This is a genomic window from Actinocrispum sp. NPDC049592 (genome assembly GCF_040675465.1).
In the GTDB taxonomy this organism is placed as follows: Bacteria; Actinomycetota; Actinomycetes; order Mycobacteriales; family Pseudonocardiaceae; genus Kibdelosporangium.
This window is the reverse complement of sequence record NZ_JBFAPA010000028.1, coordinates 1-14,351: the sequence shown is the minus strand read 5'-3', so window position 1 is coordinate 14,351 and position 14,351 is coordinate 1. Positions and strand designations below refer to the sequence as shown.

General features: G+C 67.5%; 10 protein-coding genes and 1 pseudogene. 4 read left to right on the top strand and 7 right to left on the bottom strand.

All coding sequences use genetic code 11. The annotated features are described in order from the left end of the window. Positions 1-30: 30 nt before the first annotated feature. Complete coding sequence (locus AB0J95_RS47860; RefSeq protein WP_364773092.1) at positions 31-1,668, bottom strand: TIGR04141 family sporadically distributed protein; 1,638 nt, start codon at positions 1,666-1,668, stop codon at positions 31-33. A gap of 64 nt (positions 1,669-1,732) precedes the next feature. Here AB0J95_RS47860 and AB0J95_RS47855 point away from each other — a divergent pair, with 64 nt between their 5' ends. After that, a complete protein-coding gene (locus tag AB0J95_RS47855; protein ID WP_364773090.1) occupies positions 1,733-2,857 on the top strand; it encodes a damage-control phosphatase ARMT1 family protein in 1,125 nt (374 codons plus the stop codon). Positions 2,858-3,005: 148 nt separating this feature from the next. Here the strand turns inward: AB0J95_RS47855 and AB0J95_RS47850 are convergent, their stop codons facing one another. Continuing rightward, positions 3,006-3,971, bottom strand: coding sequence for an adenosine kinase (locus tag AB0J95_RS47850; protein WP_364773089.1), 966 nt, complete (start codon positions 3,969-3,971; stop codon positions 3,006-3,008). 107 nt (positions 3,972-4,078) lie between these two features. Continuing rightward, a complete protein-coding gene (locus tag AB0J95_RS47845) occupies positions 4,079-5,800 on the bottom strand; it encodes a discoidin domain-containing protein (RefSeq protein WP_364773087.1) in 1,722 nt (573 codons plus the stop codon). Positions 5,801-6,117: 317 nt separating this feature from the next. On the opposite strand from AB0J95_RS47845, the pseudogene AB0J95_RS47840 reads away from it, so the two are divergent. The 3 genes and pseudogenes from AB0J95_RS47840 to AB0J95_RS47830 all read left to right on the top strand — a co-directional run. Continuing rightward, positions 6,118-6,618 (top strand): annotated as a pseudogene (locus AB0J95_RS47840) (discoidin domain-containing protein); the annotation flags it as partial. Between the two features lie 189 nt (positions 6,619-6,807). Next, on the top strand, positions 6,808-7,473 hold the full coding sequence (locus AB0J95_RS47835; protein WP_364773224.1) for a glycoside hydrolase family 64 protein: 666 nt from the start codon (positions 6,808-6,810) through the stop codon (positions 7,471-7,473). Positions 7,474-7,701: 228 nt separating this feature from the next. Beyond that, entirely contained in the window at positions 7,702-11,052 is a 3,351-nt protein-coding gene (locus AB0J95_RS47830) for a CARDB domain-containing protein (RefSeq protein WP_364773085.1), read from the top strand. Between the two features lie 37 nt (positions 11,053-11,089). Here the strand turns inward: AB0J95_RS47830 and AB0J95_RS47825 are convergent, their stop codons facing one another. From AB0J95_RS47825 to AB0J95_RS47810, 4 genes are all read right to left on the bottom strand, one after another. Next, complete coding sequence (locus AB0J95_RS47825) at positions 11,090-11,887, bottom strand: class I SAM-dependent methyltransferase (RefSeq protein WP_364773084.1); 798 nt, start codon at positions 11,885-11,887, stop codon at positions 11,090-11,092. Next, a complete protein-coding gene (locus tag AB0J95_RS47820; RefSeq protein WP_364773082.1) occupies positions 11,880-12,962 on the bottom strand; it encodes a cupin domain-containing protein in 1,083 nt (360 codons plus the stop codon). The genes AB0J95_RS47825 and AB0J95_RS47820 overlap by 8 nt, the downstream gene beginning before the upstream one ends. A 20-nt stretch (positions 12,963-12,982) precedes the next feature. Then, positions 12,983-13,579, bottom strand: a complete 597-nt coding sequence (locus AB0J95_RS47815; RefSeq protein WP_364773080.1) for a maleylpyruvate isomerase N-terminal domain-containing protein — start codon at positions 13,577-13,579, stop codon at positions 12,983-12,985. A 139-nt stretch (positions 13,580-13,718) separates the two neighbouring features. Then, positions 13,719-14,081 (bottom strand): GntR family transcriptional regulator, encoded by a 363-nt coding sequence (locus tag AB0J95_RS47810; RefSeq protein ID WP_364773078.1) that lies wholly within the window; start codon positions 14,079-14,081, stop codon positions 13,719-13,721. Positions 14,082-14,351 lie beyond the last annotated feature (270 nt).

Sequence of the window (14,351 nt, the reverse complement as noted above, 5' to 3'; positions counted from 1 at the left end):
CGCTCCTCCGTCTCACCCTACGCCGGGTTGTCAAGCGGCCCGGCGGATCTGCTTTCGCTTGGGCACGAACGGGATGTCGGCGAACTTGAGGGTCATTCGCCGGCCGCGCAGGGTCCGGTCGAGGCGCAGCAGGGCGATCTGGGACAGGGTGAACAGGGTGGCGACGTTCCATGGCCGGCCGGCGCCCGCGAGCACGACGGTGTCCGGGACGTCGGTGAGGATCCGGCCGGGGTCGGCTTCGCGGATCTTGCCGGCGAGCTGGAGCATCGCCTCCGGTTCGTCGCGCAGCGCGTCCGCGGAGACCTGGGCCTGGATGAACAGGTGGCTCGCGGCTTGGGCGCGGCCCAGCCATTTGACGTGGACCAGTTCGTTGCCCGGGCCGAGGATGTCGCACAGCTCGAACCGGGGGTGCAGGGGCGTGGTCGCGAAGTCCTTGTCCAGGCACAGATATCCCGGCTGCGCGGCGATCCGCAGGCAGAACTGGTGCTCGTCGTCGGACTGCCGGGTCGGCCGCCAGACCGGGAAGGTCAGGTTCGCCCGCCTGGCCAGCAGGGCGGCGACCTGGTCGTGGATCCGGCCGACGTAGTTCTCGCCGATCCTGAACCACTTTCCTTGCAGGTAACAGTATCGGACGTGGTCGATGGTGGTCTCGAAGGCGAACCATTTCGCCGCGACGACTCCGCGCGCGGTCTCGTCCCCCGCCGACACCTTTGCCTTGCGCAGCACGTCGATCCGCTCCCCGACAGGGATCTCGGCGAAGCGGTCGGTGAAGTCCGCGAGCTCGATGGAACCGTCGATCCCGGCGGGCGCGCCCAGGCCTTTGATCGTGAACTCGCCGGCCTGTTCGACCTCGTTGACCATCTCGCTCGGCCACGCCAGTCCCAGCGGGCCGTGCCGGTCGTCGCCACCGAGCGCCTCGGCGAGGCGGTGGTTCAGTTCGGGCAGGTGCGGTTCGGCCGGGGTCAGGCGGCGGACCTGCGCGACGAACCGCAGCGCCGAGTGCTCGTCCGGCTGGTCCACCACCGCACCGACCGACCGCAGATCCGCGAGCAGTTCCCTTGCGGTGGTGGGGAACGGCGCCCAGAGCGCGTCGCCGACCTTGATCCGGTACGACTTGCCGTAGGTCAGCCCGTGCAGGTCGGCCGAGCCTGCCATCCGCGTGACGAGTTCGCCGTATGGTTCGAGGCGGAACCCGGAAAGGTCGCTGCCGCCCGGATAGGAGGTCTGCGTCGTGCGGGCGGACGCGTCCAGCGCCGCGCTCGCGACCAGGCCAAGGCGTTCGGAGTTGAGCCGCCGGATCCCGAACAGCAGCCCGAAACCCTGCTCGACGAACTCGTCCTCGAGCAACAGGTGTCCCGAACCCCACGTCAGCGCGTACGTCCAGGAATCCAGTGGTACCAACAGAACCGCGAACGGGTGCACCCCCGGCAGCTCGGCCGGGCCGCCGGTGAGCGAGGTGACCTGGTCTGACCACTTTGGACGGTCGGACCGCAGCGCACCGGTGACCAGGCGCCCGGCGACGCCATCGAGGTGAACCGTGGTGTCGGTGTCGAAGTCGGCGGCGACCACGTACTCGGACAGGTCGCGGCCGCCGGTCATCCGGTAGAGGGAGGTCAGGTTGAAGGATCGGCCGGCCATCTCGCACTCCCCGATGTCAGCGTCTGCCATCCAGTATAACCCCAGGTAGGACCCGGTTTCGGTGACACGCGGATGAACAACTACGGTAGCCGGTATGTCATCTGAGCCGCCGGTCTTCACCATCGGGGCCGAGGGGTCGTTCCCCTGGCAGGTGTTCCACGAACGCCATCCGGAACTCGTCCGGCGGCTGCTGGACACCCATCCGTACGGCCCGGCGCAACGCTCCGCCGTGACGGAGCTGCTCGAGTCCACCCTGAACGGCGTAGTCCCGCCCCCACCGGAGCATTGGGCCGACCGGCCACTGTGGCTGGACTGGGACCGTGGCCACTTCGCAACGCCGTGGTCCCAAGCGCCGTTCCTCTGGGCGGAGAGCTACTTCTACCGGTGCCTGCTCGACGCGGTGGGCTACTTCACCACGGGCGTCGACCTGTTCGGCCCGTTCAAGACCGCCGAACTCCAGGATCCCGCCCTGGACAACGACTTCGCCTGGATCACCGAGACCACATTCGACACAGCACTGACCGCCGCCCTCTACGGCAACAAGGCCGACCTCGGCTTCCAGCTCATCGCCGGCCGCGCCGACACCACCACCCACCCACCCCTCCTCGCCGACGACAGCGCCCACCTCCACCGCTTCCTCCTCGACCACGCACCCCTCCGCGTGACGTTCGTAGTGGACAACGCGGGCCGCGAACTGCTGTCCGACCTCATCCTCGCCGGCCACCTCCTGGACACAGGAATGGCGAACGAGGTCGTCCTGCACGTCAAGCCCTACCCCTACTTCACCTCGGACGCCACCTTCACGGACGTCGGCGACTGCCTGCGCCGCCTGAGAAAACTCCCCGGCGCCACCGGCGACCGCCTCCACCACGCCGCCGCCGAAGGCACACTGTCCATCCGCACCCACCCATTCCACGCCGCCCCACTGTCCTTTGCGGACATGCCCGCCGACCTCGCGGCGGAGTTCGCCACCGGCCTCACCATCTTCAAGGGCGACCTCAACTACCGCCGCCTCGTCGGTGACCGCGACTGGGACCCCACCGCCTCCTTCCAGGACGCCGTCGCCTACCTCCCTGCCCCCATCGCCGCCCTCCGCACCCTGAAGTCCGAAGTCGTCCTCGGCCTCACCCCCACCACGTTCCAGGACCTCGAACCCAACTGGCGCACCTCCGGCCACCACGCCCTCATCCAAACCGCCAACCTCCCCACCCGACGGTGAGCGACTGACTCTTCTGGCGGCGGCCAGTCGGCGCTCGTCCCACCGCCACGGCGCCCCAACCCACGAAGCCGCCCCCACCCGTAGCCCTTCAAGTCACCTCAGCACCCCAGTGTCCAACCAAGCGGACACCCACTACTCCGGTAGCGCTCTACGACAGTGCGACCAAGGGGCGTGAACCGATGTGCGAAATGATCCGCGCCGCAGTGGTGGAGCCCAGGCGGGCGCAGGTCTCGAGGTCCTCGCCCTGGGTCAACGCGTGCAGAAACCCGGCGGCGTAGGCGTCACCGGCGCCGGTGGTGTCCACCACGGTGGTTGGTTGGGCCGGGATGGCGTGGAAGTCGTCGCCGTGGGTGATGTACGAGCCGTTCTCGCCGCGGGTGACGGCGAGGATCTCGCACTCATCGCGAAGCCGCGAGATCGCCTCCTCAACAGTGGCCACCTCGTACAACGACCGAGCCTCATCCTCATTCGTGAACAGCACATCCACGTGACTACGAATGAGCGCCAGGAACTCAGCCCGATGCCGCTCCACACAGAAGCTGTCCGACAAGGTCAGCGCGATCTTCCGCCCAGCAGAGTGCGCCAGCGACATGGCCAGCCGGAAAGCATCCTTGGCCCGCGGCCGATCCCACAGATACCCTTCCAAATACGTCACCGCGGCCCCCGAAACAAGCCCGGCGTCAATATCCTCAGGCCCCAACTCGGCGCAGGCACCGAGGAAAGTGCACATGGTCCGCTCACCATCCGGCGTGACCATCACAATGCACCGAGCCGTCGGCGCGCCCGACGTCGTAGGCGCAGTCTGGAAGCCCACTCCTGCCGAGCGGGTGTCTCTGGCGAAGGTGTCACCGGGGTCGTCATCACGGACTTTCCCCACGTAGGCGACCCGGGCGCCGAGCGACGCGGCGACGACCATCGAGTTGGCCACCGACCCGCCGGAGATCTCCGCGATCGGTGAGAGGTCCGCGTGCAGCGCGTGGGCCTGGTCCGCGTCGACCAGCGTCATCGACCCTTTGACCAGGTCATGCGCTTCCAGGAAGGTGTCGTCGACGCGCGCGAAGATGTCCAGCACGGCGTTGCCGATCCCGAGGATGTCGAGGCGTGATGGGGTCATGCCCCCGATGACGTCATCAACCACGTACCCCAGTGTGGCATGAACGGCTCAGTGCCCGCACAAAACGGGAGCCGGCTGGTGGGCGAGCCACCAGCCGGCTCCGGGGGTCAGGTGCCGAAGACCTGGAACTCCCACAGCGAATAGCCCCACTGGGTGGCCCGGGCGGTGCCGAGCATCCGGACGTACCGCCCGGACCCGGTGATGGGTAACGTCTGGACACCCGCGGACCCCGAGGTGGTCAGCACGGTCGTCCACGCGTTGCCGTCGGGTGAGGTCTGGATCTGGAACGCCGACGCGAACGCGGCCTCCCAGTTCAGCACCACCTGGCTCAGCGCGTGACTGGCGCCGAGGTCGACCTGGATCCACTGTGGATCACTGAACGCGCTCGACCAGCGCGTGCCGGTGTTCCCGTCGACAGCGTTCGTGGCAGCGAAGCCGGCGTTCTCAGTGGACGATGCGGTGGCGGGATGTCCTTGGGACAGAAGGTTTCCAGTACCACCGCCGGTCGTGCCATAGACGGCGAACTCGTAGAGCGAGTCGCCCCATTGCGAAGCACGAGCCGTGGCCAGCACGCGGACGTATCTGCCGGTACTCGCGAACGAGATGTCCTGGATCCCTCCGGTGCTGTTGTTGTTGGTATAGACCGTTGTCCACGCCGACCCGTTGGCTGAGGTCTGGACCTGATAAGCACGCGCACAGGCCGCTTCCCAGGTCAGGGTCACGTGGTTGAGGTTGTAGGACTGGCCGAGGTCCACCTGGATCCACTGTGGATCGCTGAACGTGCTCGACCACCGGGTCGTCACGTCGCCGTCGGTGGCGTTGGTGGCCGGGAACATCGCGCTCTCCGCCGAGGAGGCGGTGGTCGGCTTGCCGCGCGCGAGGTTCGTACCGGAGGTGCTGGCCGGCGGCTTGGCGTAGACGGCCACGTAGTCGATGTTCATCTGGCCGCCGGACACGGTCGCGGCGTTGGGGCCACCGCCGAACGCGGCCGGGAACTGACCGCCCATGGCCAGGTCGTAGATGATGTAGAAGGCGTGGTCGACCGCGTTCGACCACGTGGTGGCGTCGACGCGGTTGGACTGCAGGGTGAAGTAGTTGGACCCGTCGAGGTACCAACGGATCTGCTCGGGCGAGGTCGACCGGTCGATCTCCACGGCGTAGGTGTGGTAGCCGGTCTGGCAGCCCGGGCAGGGGCGTTCCCCGCTGCCGATGCCGGTGCCCTCGTTGCAGACACCACCCGGGAAAGTGCCGCAGTGCAACGTGCCGAAGGTGGAGCTGCGGCCGTTGACGTCCTCGAGGACGTCGATCTCGCCGGATCCCGGCCACGGCACGCCGATCCGCAGCGGGGCGCCGAGCATCCAGAACGCCGGCCAGTATCCGGCGCCGTTGCTCGTGTTCACGTTGGGTTGCTGGATCGAGGACTGGATGCGGACCACCCCGCCGGCCTGCGCGCCGAAGCCGTCCGCCTGTGTCTCGACCCGCCCGGACGTCCAGCCGGTGGCCGGGTTGGTGCCGGAATGCAGTGCCCGCAACACAAGGTGACCGGCGCCGTCGTGGAACACGTTGGCGGTGCTGTTGGTCATGTCCTCGATCTCGCCGGTGCCGAAGCTGCTGCCCGGGCCGACGTCGTAACGCCAGATGCCGGTGTCCAGCCCGGTACCCGCGGCACCGTCGAAGTCATCGCTCCACACGGTGCTGAACCCAGGCGGCGGCGCAGGGACCGCCTGGATCCGAATCGGCGTTTCCGCGACGGAAGTGGGACTGACCGAGGTCACCGCGCCGATAACGGTGAGGGCCAGCAACACCCGGGCCAGCCGTCTCAGAGACATGCGTACTCCTTGCAGGGAAAGGCAGGCGTCCGCGGCTGGCCAGGCAGCGGCGCCGGGCAGGGCTGAGAAGGAGAGCGCTCTCATGAATATCCCGCCGGGCGGGAGGACGTGTCAAGCCCGGCCGGAAACCCCGCGCTGACAGGATGTCTGGTTCGTCCACTTGACATCCCGACTGAATCGTACAAGTCTCAAGGAGAGAGCGCTCTCCAGTGATCACCCGTCCTGCCCCGCGTGCCCACTGGAGTACCCCTCCGACGGAGACGTCCCCTGGCCACCGGCGGCCTCCGTCACTCACCCCTGCACTCCTCGGAGAACGCATGTCCATCACCGCATCGGCGCGGCGCTGGCGTCGCCCCACGTCCTTACTTGCCGCAGCACTGCTCGTGGCAGCGTCCCTGACGATCGGTTCCGCTCCGGCCTCGGCCGCTGATCCGTTGATCTCCCAAGGAAAACCGACCCTCGCCTCGTCCACGGAGAACGCCGGCACGCCGGCCGGCGCCGCGAACGACGGCAACACCGGCACCCGCTGGTCGAGCGCGTTCAGTGATCCACAGTGGATCCGGATCGACCTCGGCGCCACCGCGAACGTCACCCAGGTCGTGCTCAACTGGGAGACCGCGTACGCGCGGGCGTTCCAGATCCAGGTGTCCGCCGACGGCAACGCCTGGAGCGACATCTACAGCACCACAACGAGTACGGGCGGGATCCAGACCCTGGCGGTCAACGGTTCCGGCCGCTACATCCGGATGAACGGCACCGCCCGTGCGACCCAGTGGGGTTACTCGCTGTGGGAGTTCCAGGTGTTCGGCACCGGTGGTGGCGGCGGACCTGGCAACCCCGGGCAGCCGCCGGACTCGTTCTGGGGTGACACGGCGGGCATCCCGCCCGCGCGCAACGTGCTCACCGTGAAGATCCTCAACCGCACCAACGGGAAGTACCCGGACAACCAGGTCTACTGGAGCTTCAACGGACAGGTGCACTCGATCGCCGAGCAGCCCTACCTGGACATGCCGGCGAACTCGGCCGGCCGGATGTACTTCTACCTCGGCTCCCCCACGAGCCAGTACAACGACTTCATCGAGTTCACCGTGGGAGCAGGAGTGTTCAACGGCAACACGACCAGGGTCGACGCGTTCGCGGTGAAGCTGGCCATGCGCCTGCACGCCAAGGACGGCTATGACGTCCAGGTCGGCGAGGACTACCAGACCTTCCAGGAGGACCGGGCGGTCACCTTCCAGAAGTTCGTCAACGAGGTGCCGACCGAGTTCAAGCAGCTGGCGCAGGCGCCGAACGCGCCGTTGCGGATCCCGGCGCCGGGCAGCGTGCCCGCGTTCCGGACCGGTGGCCAGTACGCGAACTACTTCACCGCCTACGCCCAGTCGGTCGGGGTGAACGAGCCGACCTCGAACATCACCGGCTGCGCGGGGTCGATGGCCTCGAACCCGAGCATGTGCGCCGCGCTCAACCGGCACACGGCGCACCTGCCGCGCACCCAGTGGGAGGACCCGGCGCAGTACTACAAGGCCGCTCCGGCCAACTACTACGCCAAGTTCTGGCACGACCACGCGATCAACAAGCTCGCGTACGGGTTCCCGTACGACGACGTCGCGGGCCAGTCGTCGTTCGTCTCGCACGGCGACCCACAGTGGCTGCTCGTGGCGGTTGGCTGGTAACCGGCCGCTGAACCACACCGGCTGCGGGCCCGACGGGTCCGCAGCCGGTTTTTCGTGTTCCGGGGTGTTGACGAACCGGTCACGCATCTGAAACCTTTGACACCTGACCGCAAGAAGTCACTCAGCCCTGCTTAAACAATCCAGAACTTCTTGCAACTTCATCGCAGGCGGACCGCCCCGCCTGCCGTGGCGCCCCACTCTGTCGTTTTCACACAGAACGAGGACTCCATGAAACGGAATCGACTCCGTTGGCGGTGGTTCACCGGACTGGTAGCGGTGAGCCTGATCATCTCGCCTGCGTCCGCCCTCGCGGCCGGACCCAACCTGGCGCTGGGCAGGACGGTGACCGCGAGCGGCTCGCTCGGCGGCTTCCCGACGTCCAACGTCAACGACGGCAACCAGAACTCCTACTGGGAGAGCCCGAACAACGCGTTCCCGCAGTGGGTGCAGATCGACCTCGGCGGCAGCGTGAGCATCGACCAGGTCGTGCTCAAACTGCCCGGCTCGTGGGGGTCGCGGACCCAGACCCTCAGCGTGCAGGGCAGTACGGACGGCTCCTCCTTCAGCACCCTGTCTCCTTCGGCGGGCCGGCTGTTCGACCAGACCGCGAACAACACGGTCACCCTGAACCTGACGGCGACCACGCGGTACGTGCGGGTGAACGTCACCGCGAACACCGGCTGGCCGGCGGCCCAGGTCTCCGAGTTCGAGATCTACGGGCCGGACAACGGGCCCACCGATCCCCCGCCCACCGGCACGAACCTGGCCGTGGGCAAGGCGATCGAGGCCTCATCGACGACCCAGAACTTCGTCGCCACCAACGCCAATGACAACAACGTCGGCACGTACTGGGAGTCCGCGGGCTTCGAGTCGACGTTGACGGTCAAGCTGGGCTCGAACGCGGACATCACCGGGGTCGTGGTCAAGCTGAACCCGGACCCGATCTGGGGGCCGCGCACGCAGACCTTCGAGGTTCTTGGCCGGGAACAGTCCGCGTCCGGCTTCACCTCGTTGAAAGCCTTGACACCGTACAACTTCACCCCGTCGACCCAGAACACCGTCTCGATTCCGGTCACCGCTCGCACGGCCGATGTGCGGCTGCGGTTCACCGGGAACACCGGCGCTCCAGGCGGGCAGGTTGGCGAGCTGCATGTCCTTGGCACGCCTGCGCCGAACCCGGATCTGACGGTCAGCGCGGTGTCGTGGACGCCGACCTCACCGGCCGAGACCGACCGGATCACCATGCGGGCGACCGTGCAGAACATCGGCTCGGCCGCGGCTCCGGCCACCTCGGCGGCGTTCTCCATCGGTGGCCAGGCCACGAGCGGTGTTCCGGTGAGCGCACTCGCCGCGGGCGCATCGACGACCGTGACCCTCGACGTCGGGACTCGACCGCAGGGCAGCTACACCGTATCGTCCACTGTGGACCCGTCAAATACGGTGATCGAACAGAACGACGCCAACAACACGTTCACGGCGGCGTCGCAGTTGCAGGTCGCCCAGGCTCCCGGACCGGATCTGCAGGTCCTCGGTGTCACGTCGAACCCGCCCAACCCTGCAGTGGGCGCACCGGTGACGTTCACCGTGTCGGTCAACAACCGTGGCACCACAGCCACGAACGCCACGACGGTCACCCGGGTTACGGTCGGTGGCACGACGTTGAACACCAACACCGCGTCGATCGCCGCCGGCGCGACGGTTAGCGTTGCCATGTCGGGCAGCTGGACGGCCACCAGCGGTGGGGCCACGATCACGGCCACCGCCGACGCGACCAACGTCGTCGCCGAGACCAACGAGACCAACAACTCGTTCTCGCAGGCGATCGTGGTCGGCCGGGGCGCCGCGGTCCCGTACACCGAGTACGAGGCCGAAGCCGCCAGCTACCAGGGCACGCTGCTGCAGACCGACCCGCTGCGGACGTTCGGCCACACCAACTTCGCGACCGAGTCCTCCGGCCGCCAGTCGGTGCGGCTCAACAGCACCGGCCAGTTCGTCGAGTTCACCTCGGTCAACCAGGCCAACTCGATCGTGGTGCGCAACTCCATCCCGGACGCCCCGGGCGGCGGCGGGATCAGCGCCACGATCAGCTTGTACGTCAACGGCACGTTCCTGCAGAAGCTCACGCTTTCCTCGCAGCACAGCTGGTTGTACGGCAACAGCGACGGACCCGAGTCGCTGACCAACACACCCGGCGGCGACGCGCGGCGGCTGTTCGACGAGTCACACGCCTTGCTGGCCAACAGCTACCCGCCCGGCACGAAGTTCAAGCTGCAGCGGGACAACGGGGACAACGCGTCCTTCTACATCATCGACATGATCGACCTGGAGCAGGTCGCGCCGCCGCTCAGCCAGCCGGCCGGCTGCGTCTCGATCACCAACTATGGCGCGGTTCCCGACGACGGCAACGACGACACCGCCGCGATCCAGCGCGCGGTGACCGACGACCAGAACGGCGTGATCCCGTGTGTCTGGATCCCGCGCGGGCAATGGCGGCAGGAGCAGAAGATCCTCACCGACGACCCGCTCAACCGCGGGCAGTACAACCAGGTGGGCATCAGCAACGTCACGATCCGCGGCGCGGGCATGTGGTACTCCCAGTTCTACACGCTCACCCAGCCGCAGGACGCGCACGGCATCAACCACCCGCACGAAGGCAACTTCGGTTTCGACATCGACAAGAACGTCCAGATCTCGGACATCGCCATCTTCGGCTCCGGCCGGATCCGCGGCGGGGACGGCAACGCCGAGGGCGGGGTCGGCCTCAACGGCCGGTTCGGCACCGGCACGAAGATCAGCAACGTCTGGATCGAGCACGCCAACGTCGGTGTCTGGGTCGGCCGCGACTTCGACAACATCCCCGAGCTGTGGGGACCGGCGGACGGCCTGGAGTTCAGCGGGATGCGGATCCGGGACACCTACGCGGACGGCATCAACCTCACCAACGGCTCCCGCAACTCGCGGGTGTTCAACTCGTCGTTCCGCACCACCGGCGACGACGCGCTGGCGGTGTGGGCGAGCAAGTACGTGAAGGACCAGTCGGTGGATGTCGGGCACGACAACCACTTCGTCAACAACACCATCCAGCTGCCCTGGCGGGCCAACGGGATCGCGATCTACGGCGGTTACGGCAACTCGGCGGAGAACAACCTCATCTACGACACGATGAACTACCCGGGGATCATGCTGGCCACCGATCACGACCCGATCCCGTTCTCCGGCACGACATTGCTGGCGAACAACGCGTTGTTCCGCTGTGGCGGGGTGTTCTGGGGCGAGGCCCAGGAGTTCGGCGCCATCACGTTGTTCGCGCCCAACGGTGACATCCCGGGCGTGACCATCAGGGACACCGACATCAGTGACTCGACCTACGACGGTATCCAGTTCAAGGCGGGCGGCGGCGCCTACCCCAACGTCGCCATCACCAACACCCGTATCGACAAGTCCAACAACGGGTCCGGGATTCTGGCCATGGGCAGCGCACGCGGCAACGCGCGCCTGACCAACGTCACCATCACCAACTCCCGCGACGGCAACATCCTCATCGAGCCAGGCTCCAGCTTCACCATAACCGGCTCCTGACCCTGTGGCCCTCGTGAGTGGTCTCGGCCGAGACCACTCACGAGGGTTTCTTGCGGGCGGTGAACAGGAGGGTGCCGGACAGGGAGGTGAGGTCGAGGAGGTCGAGACCGGCGCTCGTCAGCCAGGTGGTCAGTTCGTCGACGCGGAACGACCTGACGTTGAACGTCTTCTCGTGCTGGGACTGGAAGTACCGATAGGTGGGGCGTTCCGCCTGCCGGAACGTGAAAGCGGTGAACGTGCCGCCGGGCTTCAGCACCCGGCCCACCTCCTGGATGACCGTGCGCGGCTCCGGGAACAGCTGCAGCGCGTTCGAGCAGTTCACCGCGCCCAGCGAGTCGCGCCCGAACGGCAGCTGCAAAGCGTTGGCGCGCACCACACACAGCTCCGGCAGCTCGGCCCGGATCAGATCGATCATGGCCAGGCTCAGGTCCAGCCCGATCACCCGCGCTTGGCCGACGGTATCGACCACCGTTCGAGTCCACCGTCCTGCGCCGCAACCGAGATCGAGCACCGGACCGTCGACCGGCACGATGTGTGCGCTGAGGTAGTCGTCCTCGCGCTCGGGAGTCAGTGAGTCGTTCCAGTTGGCGCCCATGATGTTCAGGAACGCGACCCGGGTCTGTTCCTCGTACCTCGTGACGTGCAACGGGTCCTGCAGGAAGAACGGGCCCAGCCCCGGTTTCATCCGCACCTCGGGGGCGAAGTCGAGGTATCCCTTGTCCGCCAGGTACGTCCGCTCACAGGTCTCGCAGAACAGCGGCTCCCCGCTCAGCGGTCCGTGGCAGGTCGGGCACGCGAAAGCGGCGTGATACGGGTTTGCCAGCAGGTCAAGCATGCTCAGTCCTCTCCACCGCGTGATCGGCGCGGGATCCCATGAACGCCAACAAGGCCACGGTCTCCGCGTCCCACAACTCCCGCACGGCCTCTTCGCTCAGGTCCAGCCGCGTCCGCCAGCTCTCGTCGAGTCCTTGCTCGGCTTCGTCGAGCCGCCACACCGTCGGCGACGGCCACACGCGGCCGATCCGTTGCAGGGCAGGCTCCTCCAGGCACCGCAAGAAGCGTTCCCGGTCCGGCTCCGGAAGGTTCACCGGTGCCAAGGCGGCACGGACACTTTCCGCGTGCGCAGGGAAATGCGCCAGAGCGTAGGCGAAGGCGAGCGCAGCGGGTTCGGGCAGGTCTGGTTGTATCGCGTCGATCAGGGGTCGCACGGGGACTTCGGCATCGGCGCGCTCGATCAGGATGCCGAGCAGGATCAACGCCCGTGCGTGCACTGGCGAGGATTCCAGGCGTCCCACGGCTTCCACCAACAGCTGAACGGCCGCGTCCGGGTCTTCCGGCAGCGGACCCGGTCCGGCCAGCAAAGCGCCCAGTTCTCGGTACGCGGACGTGATCTCGGCCGGGATATCCGATGTCGCCACGGTCCGGGCGGCGGTCAGGATCGCGTTTTCCTCATCGTGGAACACTTTCGTGCCGCAGGAGGCCGCGCTCTCGACCATCTTCAGCAAAGCCGTGTGCACACCGTCGTTCTCGTTCGGCAGGCGCTCCGCCGAAGCGGACGGGCTGACCTCACCGAAGAACCGCTCGAACCCGCCCGGAGTGATGATCACCAGGAAGTGCGCCGTCTCCGACAGCACGGCGAAGCGGTGCGCCCGGCCTTTCGGCAGGTGCGCGGCTTTCCCCGCGGTCACAATGCCTGTGACGCCGTCGACGGAGTACTCCAGTTCACCGTCGATGACGAACAGCGTTTCGTCCTCGCGGCCGTGCACGTGCGCCGGGGTGGCGAACCCGCGCTGGGCTCGTTGCTCCACCACGGAAAGCGCGCCGTTCGTCTCGGCCGCGGTGGCGGCGATCGACGTGAGCGCACCGAGATGCCATCGCTTGCGGTCGGCATCGGGCGGCAGAATGGACATGGCGGCCCTCCTTCGAGCGTTCAGGTCAACACCGGGAACAGCGGTCCCGCCGGACGTCCGGTGGCCAGCCGGACGAAATCCGCTGGTGGACAGAGATCCAGCAGCACGTCCGCGGCCCGGTCCAGTGCCTCACCCGGAGGCTGAACGCCGACGTCGAGCAGATGCACCGTCGCCTCAAGGACTCTGGTCACCAGGTAGTCGGCAAACCTGATGGTACCGGCGATACTGCGCACCACCGGATCACCGGCGAGGTCCGGCACCGGAACGTCAAAACCCGCCACCAGTTCGGCGTCGGACCGTACCGAAGCCCATTGCGTTGCCAGCCGGGCCACTTGGGCCGCACCGGCCTCGCCGAGCGGGCGCAGGGCGGCGAAATACGCTGCGGCGTCTCCGAGTTCGGGCCCGCTTTCTACCGCTGGCTGGGACGCGAGCTGCACAGTCGTCCGCACGCCAAGCGCTACGTGAGCGAACAAATCACGGACCGTCCACTTTCCCAGGCCGGTCGGATGGCTCCACCGGCCCGCGGGCATGGCCGTCCCAACGTCCTGCCACTGCTGCCAAAGCGCTGTGAGCAGGCGCACATCCGTGCTGCGGCCGCGCGAACGGGACACAGCCATCGACTCTCCGGGGGACACGAGGGATTCATAGCAGAATATGAATAGTTTTCCACTTAGTTCGTGCCGCCCGCCACCGCCGGATGGCGGTAACCATGTCGACTTCCCGCCCGCCGGTACACGTTTCGTGACGGTGAGTGTCCTAACCGGACGTGTTGGTCAACGCGGCGCGCACGATCCGCAGCCCCTCCTCGGCGTCCAGGCCGAGCGCGCGGATCTGGTGCGCGTAGTCCCGGGCGGCCTGCTGGGCGATCGCCATGCTGCGCTGCCCCGCCGCGCTGACGAACGTGCCGGCCCGGCCGCGGGTCTCGATCAGCCCGGCCTCCTCCAGCTCCCGGTACGCCTTGGCCACCGTGTTGGCCGCCAGGCCGAGCTCCGTGGCCAGTGCTCGGACGGTGGGGAGTTTGGTGCCGACGGGGAGGGTGCGGTCGGTGATCTGGCGGGCGAACTGGGACCGGACCTGCTCGAACGGGGGCGTGGCCGAGTCAGCGTCGATGGTGACCATGGATGGATGGTACAACCCATGCGACAAACGATGGGTGGCTGGGTGGGTGTGGCTGCGTCTGGAGGTGCGTCGGGGCGGCGCCTGGATCGTGGCTGGGGCGGCGCCATCGCGTGGCTAGGGCGGCGCCATGGGGCAGCGCCATCGTGGGTTGGGCGGCGCCTGGATGTGGGCTGGGGCGGTTCGATTTTGTGCGGGGACCCCTGCGGCGCACGGGGCAGATCAAAGGGGGCAGGTCTGCGACCTGCCCCGCCGGAAAGCTTATGTGCGCCG